The organism is Pseudomonas sp. P5_A12, assembly GCF_056400685.1.
In genome coordinates this window covers 1-18569 of the sequence record NZ_JBFUKU010000033.1, presented here as the reverse complement: position 1 = coordinate 18569, position 18569 = coordinate 1, and the positions used below count along the sequence as shown (strand labels likewise).

General features: G+C 59.1%; 17 protein-coding genes. 6 read left to right on the top strand and 11 right to left on the bottom strand.

What is annotated here, in order from left to right; translation table 11 throughout:
* The first annotated feature begins 253 nt into the window (after positions 1–253).
* Positions 254–2182, top strand: a complete 1929-nt coding sequence (locus AC1DSG_RS07390) for a RecQ family ATP-dependent DNA helicase (protein WP_477790292.1) — start codon at positions 254–256, stop codon at positions 2180–2182.
* Between the two features lie 32 nt (positions 2183–2214).
* Here AC1DSG_RS07390 and AC1DSG_RS07385 read toward each other — a convergent pair whose 3' ends face one another.
* Positions 2215–3717 carry a Fic family protein gene (locus AC1DSG_RS07385; RefSeq protein ID WP_477790291.1) on the bottom strand — a complete coding sequence of 501 codons (1503 nt, stop codon included), beginning with the start codon at positions 3715–3717 and terminating at the stop codon, positions 2215–2217.
* Positions 3718–4017: 300 nt separating this feature from the next.
* On the opposite strand from AC1DSG_RS07385, the gene AC1DSG_RS07380 reads away from it, so the two are divergent.
* A complete protein-coding gene (locus AC1DSG_RS07380) occupies positions 4018–5244 on the top strand; it encodes a 3-hydroxyacyl-CoA dehydrogenase (RefSeq protein ID WP_477790290.1) in 1227 nt (408 codons plus the stop codon).
* Positions 5245–5274: 30 nt separating this feature from the next.
* Complete coding sequence (locus tag AC1DSG_RS07375; RefSeq protein ID WP_007949183.1) at positions 5275–5694, top strand: acyl-CoA thioesterase; 420 nt, start codon at positions 5275–5277, stop codon at positions 5692–5694.
* A 71-nt stretch (positions 5695–5765) separates the two neighbouring features.
* On the opposite strand, the gene AC1DSG_RS07370 is transcribed toward AC1DSG_RS07375, so the two are convergent.
* The 4 genes from AC1DSG_RS07370 to AC1DSG_RS07355 form a co-directional block, all read right to left on the bottom strand.
* Positions 5766–6260 carry a glycine zipper domain-containing protein gene (locus AC1DSG_RS07370; RefSeq protein ID WP_477790289.1) on the bottom strand — a complete coding sequence of 165 codons (495 nt, stop codon included), beginning with the start codon at positions 6258–6260 and terminating at the stop codon, positions 5766–5768.
* Between the two features lie 341 nt (positions 6261–6601).
* Positions 6602–8950 carry an FdhF/YdeP family oxidoreductase gene (locus AC1DSG_RS07365; protein ID WP_477790288.1) on the bottom strand — a complete coding sequence of 783 codons (2349 nt, stop codon included), beginning with the start codon at positions 8948–8950 and terminating at the stop codon, positions 6602–6604.
* The gene (gene fdhD / locus AC1DSG_RS07360) at positions 8947–9786 is read right to left on the bottom strand and encodes a formate dehydrogenase accessory sulfurtransferase FdhD (RefSeq protein ID WP_477790287.1); all 840 of its coding nucleotides are present in this window, start codon (positions 9784–9786) and stop codon (positions 8947–8949) included. The genes AC1DSG_RS07365 and fdhD overlap by 4 nt, the downstream gene beginning before the upstream one ends.
* Before the next feature lie 93 nt (positions 9787–9879).
* Complete coding sequence (locus AC1DSG_RS07355; RefSeq protein ID WP_477790286.1) at positions 9880–10767, bottom strand: LysR family transcriptional regulator; 888 nt, start codon at positions 10765–10767, stop codon at positions 9880–9882.
* A gap of 137 nt (positions 10768–10904) precedes the next feature.
* Between AC1DSG_RS07355 and lysM the strand changes: the two genes are divergently transcribed.
* Positions 10905–11345: a peptidoglycan-binding protein LysM gene (lysM, locus tag AC1DSG_RS07350; RefSeq protein ID WP_477790285.1), complete on the top strand. Its 441-nt coding sequence runs from the start codon at positions 10905–10907 to the stop codon at positions 11343–11345.
* 101 nt (positions 11346–11446) lie between these two features.
* Here the strand turns inward: lysM and yrfG are convergent, their stop codons facing one another.
* Complete coding sequence (yrfG, locus tag AC1DSG_RS07345; protein ID WP_477790284.1) at positions 11447–12109, bottom strand: GMP/IMP nucleotidase; 663 nt, start codon at positions 12107–12109, stop codon at positions 11447–11449.
* A 233-nt stretch (positions 12110–12342) separates the two neighbouring features.
* Between yrfG and nudE the strand changes: the two genes are divergently transcribed.
* Together nudE and cysQ are read left to right on the top strand one after the other, a co-directional pair.
* The gene (gene nudE, locus AC1DSG_RS07340) at positions 12343–12909 is read left to right on the top strand and encodes an ADP compounds hydrolase NudE (RefSeq protein WP_477790283.1); all 567 of its coding nucleotides are present in this window, start codon (positions 12343–12345) and stop codon (positions 12907–12909) included.
* A complete protein-coding gene (gene cysQ, locus AC1DSG_RS07335; protein ID WP_477790282.1) occupies positions 12906–13733 on the top strand; it encodes a 3'(2'),5'-bisphosphate nucleotidase CysQ in 828 nt (275 codons plus the stop codon). The genes nudE and cysQ overlap by 4 nt, the downstream gene beginning before the upstream one ends.
* A gap of 101 nt (positions 13734–13834) precedes the next feature.
* Here the strand turns inward: cysQ and AC1DSG_RS07330 are convergent, their stop codons facing one another.
* The 5 genes from AC1DSG_RS07330 to AC1DSG_RS07310 all read right to left on the bottom strand — a co-directional run.
* Positions 13835–14290, bottom strand: coding sequence for a thioesterase domain-containing protein (locus AC1DSG_RS07330; protein WP_477790281.1), 456 nt, complete (start codon positions 14288–14290; stop codon positions 13835–13837).
* A gap of 40 nt (positions 14291–14330) precedes the next feature.
* The gene (locus tag AC1DSG_RS07325) at positions 14331–15722 is read right to left on the bottom strand and encodes a sigma-54-dependent transcriptional regulator (protein ID WP_477790280.1); all 1392 of its coding nucleotides are present in this window, start codon (positions 15720–15722) and stop codon (positions 14331–14333) included.
* Positions 15719–17527, bottom strand: coding sequence for a sensor histidine kinase (locus AC1DSG_RS07320; RefSeq protein WP_477790279.1), 1809 nt, complete (start codon positions 17525–17527; stop codon positions 15719–15721). Before AC1DSG_RS07320 ends, AC1DSG_RS07325 begins: the two co-directional genes overlap by 4 nt.
* A gap of 36 nt (positions 17528–17563) precedes the next feature.
* A complete protein-coding gene (rfbD, locus tag AC1DSG_RS07315; protein WP_477790278.1) occupies positions 17564–18433 on the bottom strand; it encodes a dTDP-4-dehydrorhamnose reductase in 870 nt (289 codons plus the stop codon).
* Positions 18430–18569 (bottom strand): dTDP-4-dehydrorhamnose 3,5-epimerase family protein (locus AC1DSG_RS07310; protein ID WP_477790321.1); only part of this gene is annotated, 140 nt, incomplete at its 5' end. The genes rfbD and AC1DSG_RS07310, both read right to left, overlap by 4 nt.

Below are 18569 nucleotides of genomic sequence, written 5' to 3'. Positions count from 1 at the left end.
TGTTCAAATGCCGCGACCATCAGGYGTCCTGCCGTGATGTGAAGTGCGCGGACGGTTGTTGTGCGAGAAAGACCTTACCGTCAGATTGAGCGGTACCGCGAGGAACAAAGTGTTTCGTTTGTTTCATCCTGTGGCAAAGCTCCATAGGGCGACGCGGTATCATCCCGTATCGTTTTGGTCCCGACCTTTTCTCGACTCGCGGCGTTTGCCAGCTAGGCTTTGGGCTTCGCAGCGGTCAACGGAGTGACAGCTTATGCACAACACCCTGGAACAGGTTTTCGGTTATCCACAGTTTCGACCGGGTCAGGAGGCGGCAATCAGCGCGGTGCTGGCCGGGCGTTCGGCGGCGGCGATTTTCCCCACCGGTTCCGGTAAGTCCCTTTGCTATCAATTACCGGCCTTGTTGCTGCCGCACCTGACGCTGGTGGTCTCGCCGTTGCTCGCGCTGATGCAGGATCAACTGGCGTTCCTGCAACGCCACGGCATCGCGGCGGGCAGTATCGATTCGGCGCAGAACCGCGACGACGCCAGTGATGTGATGGCTCGGGCCAAGTCCGGTGAGTTGAAGATTTTGATGATCTCGGTGGAGCGTCTGAAAAACGAGCGTTTCCGTAATTTCCTGCAGCAAGTCCCCATCTCGCTAATGGTGGTGGACGAGGCGCACTGCATCTCGGAGTGGGGCCACAACTTCCGCCCCGACTACCTCAAGCTGCCCGACTACCAGCGCCAGTTCAATATTCCACAGGCGCTGCTGCTGACCGCTACCGCGACGCCCAAGGTGATCGCGGACATGGAGGCCAAGTTCGCCATCGCCCCGGAAGATGTAGTGACCACCGGTTTCTACCGGCCGAACCTCAACTTGTTGGTTGAGCCCGTACGCGGTCAGGACAAACGCCGACGTCTGGTCGAATGGATGAGCGAGCGCCCCCATCAGCCGAGCATCGTCTACGTCACCTTGCAAAAGACTGCTGAGCACGTCGCCGAACATTTGGGGCGCAACGGCATTCAAGCCGAGGCCTATCACGCAGGTTTGCCCCACGATCAACGCGAAGCCATCCAGAAACGTTTCATGGCCGGGCAGTCCAATTGCATCGTCGCCACCATCGCGTTTGGCATGGGCATCGACAAGAGTGACATCCGCAACGTGGTGCATTTCGACCTGCCTAAATCCATCGAAAACTACAGCCAGGAAATCGGCCGTGCCGGGCGTGACGGGCAACCCTCCGACTGTCTGGTATTGGCCAACCGCGATAGTCTCAACGTGCTGGAAAACTTCGTCTACGGCGACACGCCCGAACGGGACGGTATCCGCTGTGTGCTCGATGAAATGCTCGCCGCTGCGCCTGAGGGGCAGTGGGAGTTTTTGTTGGGGCCGCTGGCCGATCAAAGCAACATTCGCCAATTGCCGCTAAAGACCTTGCTGGTCCAACTGGAGTTGCGCGGCTTGATCGCCCCGCGTTACGCCTATTACGCCGAATACCGGTTCAAGTATTTGCAGGAACCGGAAGCCTTGCTCGCGCGCTTCGAGGGTGAGCGCAAGGACTTTGTCGCCGCCATCATCCAGACCTCCAGTCGCGCACGAACCTGGGCTACGGTGAATTTCGACGCCTTGTACGAGCAATATCAGGCCGAACGCAATCGGGTGGTCAAGGCACTGGATTACTTTCAGGAAAAGGGTTGGGTCGAGCTTGAAAGCAAGCAGATGACCGAGGTCTACAGTCTGCGGCAAACGGACTTCGACAGTCAGGCGTTGAGTGCCGAGCTGCACGCTTACTTCACCCAACACGAACGTACAGAAATTGCGCGGATTCACGCGATGCTGGACTTGTTCTCCACCGACCACTGCCTGGGTTATCGCCTGGCCGAATATTTCGGTGACGAAAACGCACCTCGGCAATGCGGGCATTGTTCGGTGTGTTATGGGCATGTGGCGCGGCTGCCTGCGCCGCCGGAATTGCCGGCGCTTGTGGATAAAAATTTCGAAGCACTGTGCGGTGAATTTATCCATAGGCATGAACAGCACACGGGTAACGTTCCGTCGGCTGAGCGCGTGACTCGGTTCCTCTGTGGGATCAGTGTGCCGCTGTTTACCAAGCTGAAGGCGCGGACTATTTCAGGGTATGCGGTGTTGGAAGATTATCCGTACGGCGAGGTACGCGGTTGGGCCGAGGCTCATCTGTGAAGTTGAAGTACGACCGCTTCCACAGCGGTCGTTCAAACATCTTCATGAGGTTCACCGTAAGCGTCGGCCAATAGCGACTGGGCTTGTTGCTCGAGAAAGTCGAAGACCTCCTCCTGAATCGATCCTTGGTATTGCTTGCGGCGGTCTTTGGAAACAATGCCGTTTTGATCCAGGCACTGCATGACTAACCTGGACAAAAGATTGCCTCGAACGTCGTAGTTTTCGTTCACAACCTTCACGAGTGTATCGAACCGCTGAAGAAAGTCGGTTTCCTCTCTCAGCTCTACCTCGAGGGCCCGTTTAGCCATTTCCATTGTGAAGGCTACGCAATCGGTGGCATCCCAGTAGCGATAGATGCTGGCGTCACCAATGAAGTTGAAGCTCATTGTTTCCGCATCAATCCAGCGAACATCCCAGAATTCACGAACGGGCTTTGAGAAAGATTGCAGTGCTTCCAGATAATGTTGTTCTTCGCGCTTCATAGCGACCGAAACAGGTAGCAAGAGACCGTTTTCGAGAGCGCCGCTTCGGCACAGAGCCAAGTGGATGAGGAAGCGTGAAAGACGGCCATTGCCGTCCATGAACGGGTGCAGAAAGACGAAGCCAAAAGAGGCGATGCCTGCGACCACAAGAGGATCGAGTTGCTCTGGCGCTCTGTTGGCGAACGTCATCAACTCTTCCATCAATTCACGACAGAGCCCTGGGGCCGGCGGCACGTAGGTCACGCCAGCTGCGCCGCGAAACGAATTGCTCAGGTGATTCTGTTCGTGACGGAATGCGGCTGCACGATCAAAGGGATTAGAGATCGCACTATTTTGTAACGCGACAAGATAATCTTCGGTAAGCGGCCGACGCTCATGTGCCTGGCGGAGCAGTTGTACGAATCGCTGTGCTTTCTGCTCGCTGGGAGCTTCCTTCTCGATGGCAAACGAGTTTTCGGTTTCGCTCAGGTACGCCCAATTGATCGCCCGATCCATCATCTCTTTTGGAAGGGCGCCAATAAAGGCTCTTGATCGACCCAGAATGTCATAGTCGAGCAAGGTCTGAATCTCTGTTGTGCGTTCGACTGTCGCGCAATATCGAAGTGTGCCAAGTCCATTGAAGTCGACTCGCCAACGCGAGTTTCGTACCGATGGCCCGGTGATGTAGTTGTCCGGGGCAAATAGAAAAGTAGCGGTACCGCGAGGATTATCGGGATAGTCCAGGTGCTGACCGGTGAAAAACTCCCAGAGGAAACAGATTTTACGTAGGTAAGCGCTACTGGGAGCCTTGGTAATGGCTTCGACCAGTATTTGGCCATCAATATGAGGGAGTGCCTGAGCCAGAATGGCGAGATTGACGCCCTCATGTTTTAGGGCAAATATGATGTGAGCCAGATAGTCATCTTCCGCTGGCGCAACGCTCTGCGGTACTGACAATGCACCGCCGATTTTCTCCAGGCGGGTAACCRGCTGGATGATCGCTGGCCGCTTCACCTCGATAGCTTTCAGATCCAGCGCATCAATCAAATGGGCGTAGCCCACTCGGTTTCCCATCGGCAGTTCCCCCGTCCGGATAGATTTTTTTTACCACACCAAGTTTTTTTTTAAAATCGGCGAAGCTGGCAAGAAAATTTTAACCTGATTCAAGCTGTTGGCTAGCGCTCATTTCACTCCTATTGAGTACTTCCAGAGTTCTGTATCCCAAAGGACTCGGACTTCTGCTGTGAGAATGGGGCTGCAATGGGTATCTCATCCATCCGCTGAATGTCGCTCATCACAGGAATAAATTTCAAAAACGCACGACGCCTGACTATGGTGGTGGCTGTCTTTGGATCGCCAACAAGAGAGCAAATCATGAGCCAGACGCCATTCAACATTCAGCGCGCCGCCGTCATCGGTGCAGGCACCATGGGCCGTGGCATTGTCATGTGTCTGGCGAACGCCGGGGTGCCGGTGCAGTGGGTGGATAACAATCCGCAGATGCTTGAACAGGCGTTGGCCACGGTAGCCGAAACCAACGCTCACAATGTGCGCCAAGGGCGCATTGATCAGGCCGAAGCTGACGCGCGCATTGCGCGAGTGACCGCAGCGGCGGACTACGCATCAATCCGTGAAGTCGATCTGGTCATCGAAGYGGTCTACGAAAACCTCGAGCTGAAACAGAAAATATTTCGCGAACTGGATGGGCTGCTCAAACCCGAAGCGATTCTGGCTAGCAACACGTCGGCGCTGGATATCGATGCTATCGCTGCGGCAACTCGCCGTCCGCAGCAAGTGCTGGGCCTGCATTTTTTCAGCCCTGCACACATCATGAAACTGCTGGAAGTCGTCCGTGGCGCCCAGACTGCTCCGGCAGTATTAGATGCAGCGCTGGCACTGGGCAAACGCATGGGCAAGGTCAGTGTGGTGGCGGGTAACTGTGACGGTTTCATCGGCAACCGCATGCTCAATACCTACGTGATCGAAGCACGCAAGATGCTGCTGGAGGGTGCTTATCCCTATCAGGTGGACGCGGCGCTGCAAGGTTTCGGTTTCGCCATGGGGCCGTTCCGCATGTACGACGTGGTTGGCGTAGACCTGGGCTGGCGAGCTCGGGAACTGGCGGGCACAGGGCAGGATGCGCCGGAGGTTCAGGTGGACAACCGGCTGTGCGAACTCGGACGTTTCGGTCAGAAGAATGGCAACGGCTATTACCACTACGAACCGGGCAGTCGTCAGGCCGAGCACGATGTGGAAGTGGATGCGCTGGTGTTGCAGGTCAGCGAAGGATTGGGCTTCCAGCGTCGCGAGATCAGCGCTGAGGAGATTTTAGAGCGTTGCTTGCTGGCACTGGTCAACGAAGGGGCGAAGATCCTTCAGGAGGGCATTGCCTCGTCGGCGCACGACATCGATCTGGTGTACCTCAACGGTTATGGTTTTCCGGCGGCGAAGGGCGGGCCAATGGCGTGGGCGGATCAGCAAGGATTGGCCGACATTCATCAACGCTTGATGGCGCTGGAAACCCGGCAGGGTGATCACTGGCGTCCGGCACGCTTGATCGGCGAATTGGCAGAGGTGGGTAAAGGGTTTGCGGATCGATAAACTTCAGCCACTTCAAGACGAGAGCTGCGCATGAATCAACGCACCGACTACCCACACTTCCAGCCCATCACCACCCGCTGGCACGACAACGACGCCTACGGTCACGTCAACAATGTCACCTACTACAGCTTCTTCGACACGGCGGTGAACACTTACCTGATCGAAGTCGGTGGCCTGGATATCCATGACGGCGAGGTCGTGGGTTTTGTCGTGAGTTCGGCGTGCGATTACTTTGCCTCCATCGCCTTTCCGGACCGGATCGAGATCGGCTTGCGGGTTGGCAAGCTGGGCAACAGCTCGGTGCAATACGAATTGGCTGTGTTCAAGCAAGGGGAAAACGAAGCTTGTGCGGCCGGGCGCTTCGTGCATGTCTTTGTAGATCGTGCTTCAAATCAGCCGGTATCGATTCCGGCCGGATTACGTGGAGCGCTGGAACGCCTGGTGGTTTAGACGGGGCAAAAAAAATCGCAGCCCCAGGGCTGCGATTTTTTTAACTACCGATTAACGAGGCGATGGAAGCCTCAGTGGCGATAGTATTTGTGTTTGTGCTTGCGATGGCCATAGGCATGGCCACGACCTGGATGGCCGTCACGGTAGTAACGACGATCACCATGGCCACGATAAGAGCGACTATCGTTGTCGTCATCTTCATTATCGTATTTGTTGCCCATGTAGTTACCCAGCGCGCCACCGGCGCCGCCGCCTGCTGCCGCGCCGATCAGGCTGCCCGTGGTGCCGCCCATGTTGCGACCGACCACGTTACCGCCTGCCGCACCCAGCGCACCACCGATGGCAGCTTCGCCACGGCTGTGTTTGTTTGCGCCGACTGCGCTACCACCCGCACCGCCCAAGGCCGCGCCGATGGTGGAACCTGTACTGCCGCCTAACGACTGACCGACGACCGAGCCAAGAACCCCGCCCAATGCGCCGCCCACACCGGCTTCGGTGTTGCCGCCAGCAGAAGCAATGCCACTGAACAAGCCAAGGGACAACAAGAGAATCGAGGAGAACTTCATGGAGGAACCTCAAGGGGATGACGACGCGATCCTGAGGCTGTGTCAGAGGTGTGACAATCGAAATCCGACGAGTAACACGACTTGTGCACATTTCTATAAGTTACTGTTTTATAGACGGAACTTAACTGTTTTTTGCCGGTCTTTAGTTACTTCGCAGAGGCCGTTTCTATACAGAAACGGCCTTTTTGTGGGCGATTGGAAAGTGGCTTGCCGCGAAAAAATTGATGATCGTTCCCACGCTCCGCGTGGGAATGCAGTCAGGGACGCTCCGCGTCCCAAAGCGTGACGCGGAGCATCACAGGAGGCGTTCCCACGCAGAGCGTGGGAACGATCACGCCGCCCTAAGCCGACCTGGCCAAAATCAACCCGGTCTCACTCGCCATTTCCAACCGGATCGCCACGAACTTGGACGTCGGCGTATGGCTGCCATCCCCGATGCTTTCCAGCGGCACCAGCGGATTCACTTCCGGGTAGTAAGCCRCCGCTTGCCCCGCAGGAATATCAAACGCCAGCAGCGTGAAGCCCTTCACCCGACGCTCACGCCCGTCATCCCAAATTGAAACGATATCGGCTTTTTGCCCCGGTTTGAAACCCAGGCGAATGATGTCGGCTTCGTTCACAAACAATACATCGCGCTGACCTTTCACCCCACGGTAACGGTCGTTGAGACCATAAATCGTGGTGTTGTACTGATCGTGCGAGCGCATCGATTGCATGATCAAATCCGGCAGCACGCCGGTAGCGCGCGTGCGCTCGTGCACCAGGTCTTTTGGCAGTACATTCGGTCGGAAATTGGCCCGGCCTGACGGCGTGTTCCACTTACGCGCACCGGCGCTGCTGCCGAGATAGAAACCGCCCGGATTCTTGACCTTCTCATTGAAATCGCGAAAACCCGGGATAGTGTCGGCGATCAGATCGCGGATACGGCTGTAATCAGCCACCAGCCAGTTCCAGTCCACCGGTTTGCTGCCCAGGGTCGCGGCGGCGATACCGGCAATGATCGACGGCTCTGAACGCATCTGGTTCGACAGTGGCTGCAATTGGCCGTTGGAAGCATGGACCATGCTGAACGAGTCTTCTACGGTCACCGCTTGCGGGCCTTCGGTCTGCATGTCGATGTCGGTACGACCAAGGCACGGCAGGATCAACGCGTCTTTACCATGAGCCAAATGGCTGCGGTTAAGCTTGGTGCTGATCTGCACGCTCAGGTCGCAATTGCTCAATGCCTGGAACGTGCGCGAACTGTCCGGAGTAGCTTGGGCGAAGTTGCCGCCCAGGCCGATGAAGACTTTGGCGCGACCTTCGGCCATGGCATGGATCGCCTCGACCACGTTGTGGCCGTTTTGACGTGGCACCTTGAACTGGAAACGACGCTCCAGCGAGTCGAGGAACGCCACCGGCGGACGCTCGTTGATGCCCATGGTCCGATCGCCCTGCACGTTACTGTGGCCTCGCACCGGACACAGACCGGCACCTGGCCGGCCAATGTTGCCGCGCAGCAGCATCAGGTTGGCGATTTCCTGGATGGTAGACACCGAGTGGCGATGTTGGGTGATGCCCATGGCCCAGCACATGATCACGTTCTTGCTCTTGGCGTACATGCGTGCCGCTTGCTCGATCTCCACCAAGGTCAGCCCGGACTGTTCGACGATCTGCTCCCATGGCGTATCGTCGACGGCGGCCAGATATTCCAGCACGTTGGCGCTGTGTTCATTGAGGAAGTCGTGGTCGAACACGGCAGGTTCACCGGCCTTCTGCGCATCGCGTTCCCATTGCAGCAGGAACTTCGCCATGCCGCGCATGATTGCCATGTCGCCGCCTAATGCCGGACGGAAGTACGCGGTGTTGGTCGGCTTGTCGCCGTTGGTGAGCATTTCGATCGGGTGTTGCGGATGCTGGAAGCGTTCCAGGCCGCGCTCTTTCAGCGGGTTGATGCACACCACCTGCGCACCGCGTTTCACCGCTTCGCGCAGCGGTTCGAGCATCCGCGGGTGATTGGTGCCGGGGTTCTGGCCCCAGACGAAAATCGCATCGGCGTGTTCGAAGTCGTCGAACGTCACGGTGCCTTTGCCGACGCCGACGCTTTGCGCCAATGCCACACCGCTGGCCTCGTGGCACATGTTCGAGCAATCAGGGAAGTTATTGGTGCCGTAGGCGCGCACGAACAGTTGATAGAGGTACGCCGCTTCGTTGCTGGCGCGGCCCGAGGTGTAGAACTCGGCCTGATTCGGGCTCGACAGCCCTTGCAGGTGTTTGCCAATCAGGGCGAAGGCCGCTGACCAGCTGATCGGTTTGTAGCGATCGGTCTCGGCGTCGTAGCTCATCGGCTCGGTCAGACGGCCCTGGTATTCAAGCCAGTAGTCGCTCTGCTCCAGCAGCGAGGTGACGCTATGTTTGGCGAAGAATGCAGCGTCGACACGGCGTTTGGTCGCTTCCCAGTTCACCGCTTTGGCGCCGTTCTCGCAGAACATCACCATGCCCTTTTCCGGAGAATCGCCCCAAGCGCAACCGGGGCAGTCGAAGCCGCCGTTCTGGTTGGTCTTGAGCATTATGCGCAGGTTTTTCAGCGCGTTGTCGCTGGTCAACCAGGCCCGGGCAACGCTGGCCAGCGCGCCCCAGCCACCGGCCGCGCCTTTATAGGGCTTGTAGCGGGGGACGGGTTTCTGGTCGGCTTGTTGATGTTGGCTCACGCTTGAGTCTCCAACGCTGGGCTGTAGACCCGTGGCGCATTCTTCTGTGGTAGATGGATGAGATTGAGGTTATGACGACGGGCCCATTGCACGGCAAGGCCCGTGGGCGATGACAGGCTGACGAGGGTCTGGATGCCGGCGCGCAAGACTTTCTGGATCAATTCGAGGCTGCACCGGCTGGTGACAATCGCCAGGCCGCCAGTCGTCGGGATCTTCTGGCGGATCAACCCGCCAATCAATTTGTCGAGGGCGTTGTGCCGGCCGATGTCTTCGCGGCCCAGCAGCAATTCGCCCTGAGCATTCATGAACACCGCCGCATGCACCGCGCCGCAATGTTGGCCCAGCGGCTGGAACGCGCCGATGCGTTCGCGCAGGCCATCGAGCCATTCGGCGGGCGGCAGCGGCGCGCCGGGCAATACTTTGAGGTCGGGCAGAGCCTGTTCAACCGCTTCCACACCACAGAGCCCGCAACCGCTGGTTCCAGCCAGTTGCCGACGTTGCTGCTTGAGGTTCCAGAAGGCGCGATTGGCGATGGTCACTTGCGCGTATTGCGCCGACCCTTCGCCGGTTAATTGCAGGTCATAAATGTCGGTCGCGTCCTCGATGATGCCGCTGCCCAGGCTGAAGCCGACGATGAAGTCCTCAAGGTCCGTCGGCGTCACTAGCATGACGGCCTGGCTGATGCCGTTATAGGCAATCGCCAGCGCAACTTCCTCGGCGAGCGCGGTGTTGGCCGATTCGGTGTATTGAAGGTCGCTGTAACTGTACGTATGGCTTGCGTCTGGCGCGGGCGTTTCGAGGGCTGGCGCCGCGCAGGTGGGGCGCTTAGTGTTCATGGGCATCACCGACGGTCTGATCAGCTCTAAGCCTAGGCGCGTCAATGTGTCGCGTCTAATCGCTATTACTGATCCGCCGATAGATGACGTCGATCAAGAGTCCTTTGGCGATTTCTGATAGATCGCAAAACAGGCTTCCGCCAAGGCCGAGCGTGGGGCGCTGCGACGCATGATCAACCCCAGCCGTGCGAGGGTTTGCGCGTTTTCGATGGGTTGCAGGCGCAGGTGATCGGTGAGATTTTCCAGCCCGCCGTCCAGCGGCATCACCGCGCAGCACATGCCGCCGTGCACCGCTTGTAACAATTGGTGCACGGCATCGGTTTGCAGCAGGGGCTGAGGTGACAGGCCACGGCTGTGGAAGTTGTGGTCGATGGACTGGCGAAAGTGCATGCCGCTGGTGAGCATGCCCAGCGGCAGTTCGATCAGCGACTCCCAGCTCAAAGGCGCGTCGCCGAAACTGAAAAAGCGCTGATCGTAGAGCAGGCCCATGTGGGTTTCACTGAACGCCAGTGAATCGAAGCGTTCATTGTCCAGACGCTCGAGATAAGACACACCGAGGTCCAGACGGTTGTTCGACAGCTGCTCGAGAATTTGCTCGGAACTCAACGCCGACAGTTCGAAACGCAGGTTCGGGTGTTCAGCGTGCAAGCGTTGCATGAGCGGCAGCGGATCGAAACTCGACAGCGGCACCACGCCCAATCGCAACGTACCGACCAGGTTACCGCGACAAGCCGCAGCTTCAGCCTGCAAGCCGTCGTAAGCCGCCAGCACTGTGCGCGCCCAGGCCAGCACACGCTCACCTGGTGCGGTAAACCCTTCAAAGCGCTGCCCACGATTGACCAGAGGCAACTCAAGTTCTTCTTCGAGGCTGCGTAGGCGCATGGACAGGGTCGGCTGGGTGATGTGGCAGCGGGCAGCGGCCTGGCCGAAGTGCCGGGTTTCGTCGAGGGCGATGAGGAATTTCAGTTGCTTGATGTCCATCTTCGCTCCAGGGCGCGGTGAAGGAGGGGATTCTAGCGCTTGCGCCAGATCAACGTCATTGGTCGGGTTGGAACCGGGGGTTACCCGCTTGGTCTAGTCTCTTGCGTCTGGAAACCTAAACCCAAGGAGAGTGCACCATGAGTATTTTTAGCTTTGTGAAGGAAGCCGGCGAAAAACTGCTCGATCTGCTGACCCCCGGCAACGCCAATGCCAGCGAGCAGTTGAAGGAGCACATCAGCAAGGTTGGCCTGGGTAACCCGAATGTGCAGGCCACGGTCGATGGCGACAAAGTGACCGTGACCGGGGAAGTCGGCAGTCAGGAAGAGAAAGAAAAGATTCTGCTGGCGGTGGGCAATATTGCCGGTGTGGGCAGTGTTGATGACCAAATCACCGTAACCGGGCCGGTGGCGAAGGCTGCGGTGTTTGTCACCGTGGTGAAGGGCGACACCCTCAGCGCGATTTCCTTGCGCGTGTATGGCGATGCCAACAAGTACAACAAAATCTTCGAAGCCAACAAACCGATGCTCAAAGACGTGAACAAGATTTATCCGGGGCAGTCGTTGCGCATTCCCGAGTAATCCTCAAGACCGCTTTCGCGAGCAGGCTCACTCCCACAGTTCTGCATTCACTGAAGATCTAATGTGGGAGCGAGCCTGCTCGCGATGGATGCGACTCGGTCTCAGAGCCCTGCGATAAGCTCCCGATAATCCCCCACCGCCGCAAACTCCGCCGTGTCCTTGGGCCCTTTGCGGCTGTCCGGCTCGCTCACTGCCAACAAATGCTCGACACCAAAACGGCGCGCACTGCGCAGGATCGGCAACGTGTCGTCGATAAACAGACTGCGCGCCGGATCAAAGCCGATATCGGCCTGCAACGCCTCCCAGAACTGCGCATTCTCTTTGGGAAAACCGTAATCATGCGAGCTGATCAAGCGCTCGAAGTACGGCGCCAGTTCAATCCTTTCCAGCTTCAATGACAGCGAATCCCGGTGGGCATTGGTAATCAACACCACACGCTTGCCTGCCTGTTTGATTGCCGCCAGAAACGTATCCGCATCCGGGCGCAAGGCGATCAGATGAGCGGTTTCCAGTTTCAGTTCGCGCACCGGCAGTTTCAATTCGGCGCTCCAGAAATCCAGGCAGTACCACTGCAACTGGCCGGCATTGCGCTCGAACAGCGGCTGCAATTCCATCTCGGCCATGGCCCGGCTCACCCCGTGCAACTCGGCGTAACGCTGTGGCAAGTGCTCCATCCAGAAATGGTTGTCGTAGTGCAGGTCCAGCAGCGTGCCGTCCATGTCCAGCAGAACGGTGTCGATGTCGCGCCAGGGCAGCAGGGACATAAAAAACTTCTCCAGCGGTAAAAGAGATATCCGAGGTCAACAATCAGGATAGGCCGGGTATAGGCTGGTTTGAAAGCGTCGCGAGCGAAGGGAGTGCAAGGAAAAAACAGGCGAGGACGGGGAGTTTACGAGTTGTAAATGACCCGTCCGAGCCTGTTTTTGACGCAGCAATCCCGAGCGCAGCAGCTTTCAAACAGCCTGTATAGTAACGCGTTCACGCCAAGGAGCTTTTTATGCGCCAGAAACCCACCGTACTCGCCCGCGAGATCGTCGCCACCAGCCGTTTGTTCTGTGTCGAAGAGCTGAAACTGCGCTTTTCCAACGGCGTGGAGCGCACGTACGAGCGTTTGGTCGGCAAGGGCGCGGGGTATGGCGCGGTAATGATCGTCGCCATGCTCGATTCGGATCATGCGGTGTTGGTCGAGGAATACTGCGGCGGCACGGATGAATATGAGCTGTCTTTGCCTAAAGGCTTGATCGAGCCGGGTGAAGACGTGCTGGCGGCGGCTGTGCGTGAGCTCAAGGAAGAAGCCGGGTATGGCGCGCGGCAGCTGGAGCATCTGACCGAGTTATCGTTATCGCCCGGTTACATGAGCCAGAAGATCCAGGTGGTACTGGCTACCGATCTGTATGAAGAAAGCCTTGAGGGCGACGAGCCTGAGCCAATGGGCGTGGAAAGGATCAACTTGCGTGAGCTGTCCGCGTTGGCGCAGAACCCGCGCTTCACTGAGGGCCGTGCCTTGGCGGCGCTGTATCTGGCCCGTGATCTGCTGACCCAGCGCGGGGTTTTTCTGCCATGAATTTCCCGCATCCATTGATGGCGCCAGTGGTCGAACTGGCGTTGAAGGCAGGCGAAGCGATTCTGCCGTTCTGGCGTACCGGCACCGCGGTGACGACCAAGTCTGATGATTCTCCAGTCACCGCCGCAGACCTGGCGGCTCACCATTTGATTCTGGCCGGCTTGACTGCACTGGACCCAAGCATCCCGGTGTTGTCCGAAGAAGACGCTAACATCCCGCAAAGCGTGCGCGCCGGGTGGCAGCGGTGGTGGCTGGTGGACCCGTTGGACGGGACCAAGGAATTCATTTCCGGCAGTGAAGAGTTCACCGTCAACATTGCGCTGATCGAGCAGGGGCGGGTGGTGTTTGGTGTGGTGTCGATGCCGACCAACGGGCGTTTCTACGTTGGTGGTGCAGGTTTGGGCGCATGGCGCGGCGATAAGGACAGCCAGCCATTGCCGATCCAGGTTCGCCAAGTGCCTGCTGCGGGAGAGGCGTTTACCGTGGTCGCCAGTCGTCGACATTCGAGCCCGGAGCAGGAGCGCTTGTTGGCGGGGTTGAGCGACAGTCTGGGCGAGTTGCAACTGGTCAATATTGGCAGTTCGCTGAAGTTCTGCCTGTTGGCGGAAGGGGCGGCGGATTGTTATCCGCGTCTGGCGCCGACTTCGCAGTGGGACACGGCGGCGGCGCAAGGCGTGCTGGAAGGTGCCGGCGGCGAGGTATTGGACTTGAGCGGTGCACCGTTTTGTTATCCGGCACGGGAATCGTTGTTGAATGAGTTCTTTTTGGCGCTGCCAGCCAAGGCGGCCTGGCGTGAAAAACTGCTGTCGTTGGCACGGGCGTAAAGATCAAGAGATCGCAGCCTCGTTTCACTCGACAGCTCCTACAAGGGGCGCGCGATCTCCTGTAGGAGCTGTCGAGTGAAACGAGGCTGCGAATTTTTGCTTCAACGGTGAAGGACGTACTGCCCCGTAAACCTCACCGCATCCTCATCACTGCCGACATTCACAATCCTTGAATGCAGCGTCAACCGCGCCCGACCATAGCGTTGATACATCGCCAAAAACTTCTTCGACACCGCTGCACTCGGCGCCTGGCAAATCGCTGTCGCGTCCATGGTCACCGGCAGTGGATAGCTGATCTGCCCTTCGTGAATCACGATGTGCCCGTCTTCGATCCCTTCCTCACGCAAGCGCAAATGCAGCCAGCCCCAACCCGCCAGCACCGCGCCGCAATACAGACTGCCGCCGAACATGGTGCTTTTGTGATTCACGTTGGCTTCCAGCGGCAAATACAGGCGCAGTTGCTGGTCGTGCCAGTCGAGCACCTTGATGCCCATGGCCTGCGTCAGGGGGATGTCGTGATGGAGAATGGATTCCAGGTAACGACTGTCGCGGTTCATGCGCGGGCCTCTTGGTTGAAGGTGATGATTTAACGGTCGCTCAATCGAGATCGTCGGAAGAGCTACTGGCGCCGCCGGCGAAGTTCAGCCCATGTTTGCGCAGCTTGTCGTGCAAGGTTTTGCGCGGGATGCCCAGCGCTTCAGCGAGGCTGCGCACGGAGCTGTGAGAGCGCGCGAGCTCAGCGGCGATCAGGTTCTTTTCGAAGTTTTCCACTTGCTCGCTCAAGCCACCGCTGAACCTTTCAGCCGTCGAGCTGGTTCCGCCTTCCGGCGTAGTGTTGTCCAACGCCAGTTCCAGGCCCAGGGCGAAGCGTTCGGCGGCGTTTTGCAGTTCGCGTACGTTGCCGGGCCAGGTGTGGCGCAGCAGCAGGGCGCGTTGCCCCGGTTGCAGCATATGGGGCGGCAAACCGTGGCGGGCGCTGGCTTCATCGGCGAAATGCTGGAACAACACCAACGCGTCTTCACCGCGCTCGCGCAGCGGTGGAATACGCAGCGGCGCGACGTTCAGGCGGTAATACAAGTCGGCGCGGAAACGCCCTTGATCGGCGGACTGACGCAGGTCTTCCTTGGTCGCGGCGATGATGCGAATGTCCAGCGGGATCAACTGATTGCCGCCTAAACGCTCGACGACGCGCTCCTGCAGCAAGCGCAGCAATTTCACCTGCACGTCCAGGCTCATGCTTTCGATTTCGTCGAGGAACAGCGTGCCGCCGTTGGCGAATTCGAATTTGCCGATGCGACGTTTTTGCGCGCCGGTGAACGCCCCGGGCTCGTGACCGAACAGCTCGCTTTCCACCACGGACTCGGCCAGCGCGCCGGCATTGATCGCCACGAACGGACCATTGCGACGGTTCGATAAATCGTGCAGCGCCCGGGCCACGACTTCTTTGCCTGCGCCCGTTTCACCCAAAATCAACACATCGGCCTTGGTCGCGGCCAGTGCGCCAATCTGCTCGCGCAGACGCAACATCGGCGCCGATTGCCCGACCAGTCGGGTGCTCAATTCGTTGCGATCACTCAGGGCCAGACGCAGGCTGCGGTTATCGAGCACCAAGCGACGCAAGGCCAGCGCGCGGCGCACGCTGTCGAGCAGGGCATCGCTGGCGAAGGGTTTTTCCAGGAAGTCATAGGCCCCGGCGCGCATGGCTTGTACGGCCAGCGGTACGTCGCCGTGGCCGGTGATCAGCAGCACCGGCAGCTCCGGGTCCTGGGCGTGCAGTTCGGTCAGCAGTTCGAGGCCGTCCATGCCCGGCATGCGAATGTCGCTGACCACCACGCCGGGCCAGTCACGTTCCAATTGTGCGGCCAGGCCTTTGGCTTCAGCCAGCGGCAGGATTTTCAGGCCGGCGAGGTCAAGTGTCTGGCTCAGGGCCTGACGCAGGTGGGGATCATCGTCGATCAACACGACCTGAATGCGGCTGTCGATGGTCATGCACTTCGGTCCTCGGACGGTTGCAGGCTCACGCCCGGCGCGCCTGCGCGCAGTTTCAGGGTAATCAACGCGCCGCCTTCCTTGTGGTTGGCGAACGACAGTTCACCCCCGAAGGCACGCATCAGGGTTTCGCAAATCGCCAACCCCAGCCCAAGCCCTTGAGTGCGGGTCTTGGTGGTGTAGAAGGGTTCACTGGCACGCCCCAAGGCTTCCATGCAAAAGCCGGGGCCGTTATCACGAATGTACAGATTGACGCCGTCAGCGGTGGATTGGGCACTCAACCAGAGTTTACGCGGCGGGCCTTTTTCAGTCAGCGCATCGAGGGCGTTGGCCAACAGATTGCCGAGGACCTGACGCAAGCGGGTTTCCCCGGCCTCGACCCACAACGTGGCGGCCGGCAAGTCGCGGATCAGCTCGACTTCCATGCTGCGTCGGCGCTTGGCCAGCAATGCCAGCGCGTCATCCAGCGCTGGTTGCAGTGCAACGCTTTCCGGCGCGTGACGATCACGCCGGGCAAAGGCGCGCAGGTGAGCGATGATCGAGGCCATGCGCCCGGTCAATTCGCTTATCAGCTTGAGGTTGCCGCGTGCATCGTCGGTGCGTTGATGATCGAGCAGCACTTCGGCGTTTTCCGCGTAGCTGCGAATCGCCGCCAGTGGCTGATTGAGCTCATGGCTGATACTCGCCGACATGGTTCCCAGCGCCGACAATTTACCGGCCTGGACCAGATCATCCTGCGCGCGCACCAGCTCCTGCTGGGCGTGTTCGCGTTCCAGCACTTCTTGTTTCAGGCGCCGGTTGAGGCCTTCGAGGTCGCTGGTCCGCTCGGCGACCCGGCCTTCCAGTTCGCGCCTGGCCTTGGCTTCGAAGGCGATCCGTTCGAGGTAATGACGGCGGCGCTGCATCATCAGCCCGAGCAGCAGCATCAACACCAACAGCGTTGCGCCACCGATGGCGACCACCGTGCGGACCGGGCGGTTAATCAAGGTGCGCGGGGCGAGGATGCTGACGTTCCAGCCGGTTTCGGCGATCTGCCGTGTTTGCGTCAGCCAGGCATTGGGATTGAGTTTCAACGGCTTTGGATCGCGGGTCGGGTACGGTTGAATCGCGGTAATGGCCTTGTTTTCTTCATCGGTCAACGGGCGGGTCGAGCGGAAGCGCCACTCCGGTCGCGACGTGAGAATGACCACGCCGTTTTGATCGGTCAGCAGCAACTGTTCCGGGGTTTTGCCCCAGAGGCTTTCGGTGTGGTCCAGATCGACTTTGACCACCAGTACGCCGATGATTTTTTCGCCGTCGCGGACCGCAGCAGCAAAGAAATAGCCGCGTTTGGCTGAGGTCGTGCCAAGACCGAAAAACCGTCCGAGCCGCCCGGCCATGGCTTCGCTGAAATAGGGCCGGAAAGAAAAATTACGCCCGACGAAGCTGTCGTGTTTATCCCAATTGGACGCCGCCAGCGTCTTGCCGCTCGTGTCCATCAAGTACATGACTTCGGCGCCCGTTTGGGTACTGATGTTTTTCAGCAAGCGGTTGGCATTGCCTTGGGTGACGCCATCATCGGGCGCGCCTAGTACGGCGCGCAAGGCTGGCAGGTCGCCGAGGATTTGCGGCAAGACCTCATAACGGTGCAGCGTGCCCAACAGGTTGGCGACGTACAGGTCGAGGGTCTGACGGTTCTGCCCGGCCAGCTCGCTGCGGTAGTAACGCTCGGCCAGGTGTTGCAGCGGCCACAGTAACGGCGCCAGGCACAGCGCCAGCAGGGCGAGGCTGCGCCAGCGGGGTCTGCGAGGGAGGGTCGGAGTCATGAGCATCAGGCGCCTGTGGGTATAGGCGCATTATGCCTAGGCTTGCTCGGCAAGACACTCGCGCAGCGCGCTTTGCCAGTCAGGCTGGCTGACGCCCCATTCGCGCTGCAGCCGACTGCAGTCGAGGCGTGAGTTCAGCGGCCTGGCCGCTGGTGTCGGGTAGTCGGTGGACGGAATCGGCACCAGGCTGGCGCACGGCTTGCCCTGTTCCCGAAGCGCATCGCCAATGGCCTGGGCGAAGCCGAACCATGACGTATCACCTTGTGCTGTCAGGTGATACGTACCCCAGGCACCGGCCTGTCCCGCTTGCCAGCGTTCAATCAGCGCGACGGTGCTGCCGGCAATTGTGCCAGCCCAGGTGGGCGCGCCGATCTGGTCGGCGACAATGCGCAATTCCGGTTTTTCTTGCAGCAGGCGTTGCATGGTCAGCAGGAAATTACGGCCGTGGATCGAGTAAACCCAGCTGGTGCGCAAGATCAGGTGCTGCCCTTGAACCGCCGTGATCGCCTGTTCGCCGGCCCATTTGCTCTTGCCATAGACGCCGAGCGGATTGGGCACATCGTCTTCGTTGTAAGGCTCGGTCTTGCTGCCGTCGAACACGTAATCGGTCGAGTAATGAATCAGCGGGATGCCCAGGGTCAGCGCTTCTTCGGCCAATACACCCGGTCCGGTCGCATTGATGGCAAATGCCAGGGCAGGTTCGCTCTCCGCCTGATCGACAGCGGTGTGAGCCGCCGCGTTGATGATCAGGTCGGGACGAACGCGCTGGACCTGCCGACGAATCTGATCCGGTTGAGCCAGATCAAGCTGATCGCGCCCCAGCACAATCAATTCACCGACATCACCCAGGCGCTGTTGCAACTCACGGGAGACCTGACCGTTTTGACCAATGATGAGTATTCTCATGGAAACAGATCAGCCTCTAGAAAGCGCTGACCGTTCTGATCCTTGGCCGACAGCTGCGGGGCTTGCTCCAGCTGCCAGTCGATGGCGAGGGTCGGATCGTCCCAACAAATGCAGCGTTCGGCGGACGGTGTGTAGT

Coding starts and splice junctions, on each gene's coding strand:
- yrfG (WP_477790284.1), bottom strand. CDS start 12,109: ATGTCCCTGCTGCCCTGGCGCGACATCGACACCGTTCTGCTGGACATG.
- AC1DSG_RS07325 (WP_477790280.1), bottom strand. CDS start 15,722: ATGACCATCGACAGCCGCATTCAGGTCGTGTTGATCGACGATGATCCC.
- AC1DSG_RS07330 (WP_477790281.1), bottom strand. CDS start 14,290: ATGAACCGCGACAGTCGTTACCTGGAATCCATTCTCCATCACGACATC.
- AC1DSG_RS07320 (WP_477790279.1), bottom strand. CDS start 17,527: ATGACTCCGACCCTCCCTCGCAGACCCCGCTGGCGCAGCCTCGCCCTG.
- AC1DSG_RS07355 (WP_477790286.1), bottom strand. CDS start 10,767: ATGGACATCAAGCAACTGAAATTCCTCATCGCCCTCGACGAAACCCGG.
- AC1DSG_RS07370 (WP_477790289.1), bottom strand. CDS start 6,260: ATGAAGTTCTCCTCGATTCTCTTGTTGTCCCTTGGCTTGTTCAGTGGC.
- lysM (WP_477790285.1), top strand. CDS start 10,905: ATGAGTATTTTTAGCTTTGTGAAGGAAGCCGGCGAAAAACTGCTCGAT.
- nudE (WP_477790283.1), top strand. CDS start 12,343: ATGCGCCAGAAACCCACCGTACTCGCCCGCGAGATCGTCGCCACCAGC.
- fdhD (WP_477790287.1), bottom strand. CDS start 9,786: ATGAACACTAAGCGCCCCACCTGCGCGGCGCCAGCCCTCGAAACGCCC.
- AC1DSG_RS07390 (WP_477790292.1), top strand. CDS start 254: ATGCACAACACCCTGGAACAGGTTTTCGGTTATCCACAGTTTCGACCG.
- AC1DSG_RS07375 (WP_007949183.1), top strand. CDS start 5,275: ATGAATCAACGCACCGACTACCCACACTTCCAGCCCATCACCACCCGC.
- cysQ (WP_477790282.1), top strand. CDS start 12,906: ATGAATTTCCCGCATCCATTGATGGCGCCAGTGGTCGAACTGGCGTTG.
- rfbD (WP_477790278.1), bottom strand. CDS start 18,433: ATGAGAATACTCATCATTGGTCAAAACGGTCAGGTCTCCCGTGAGTTG.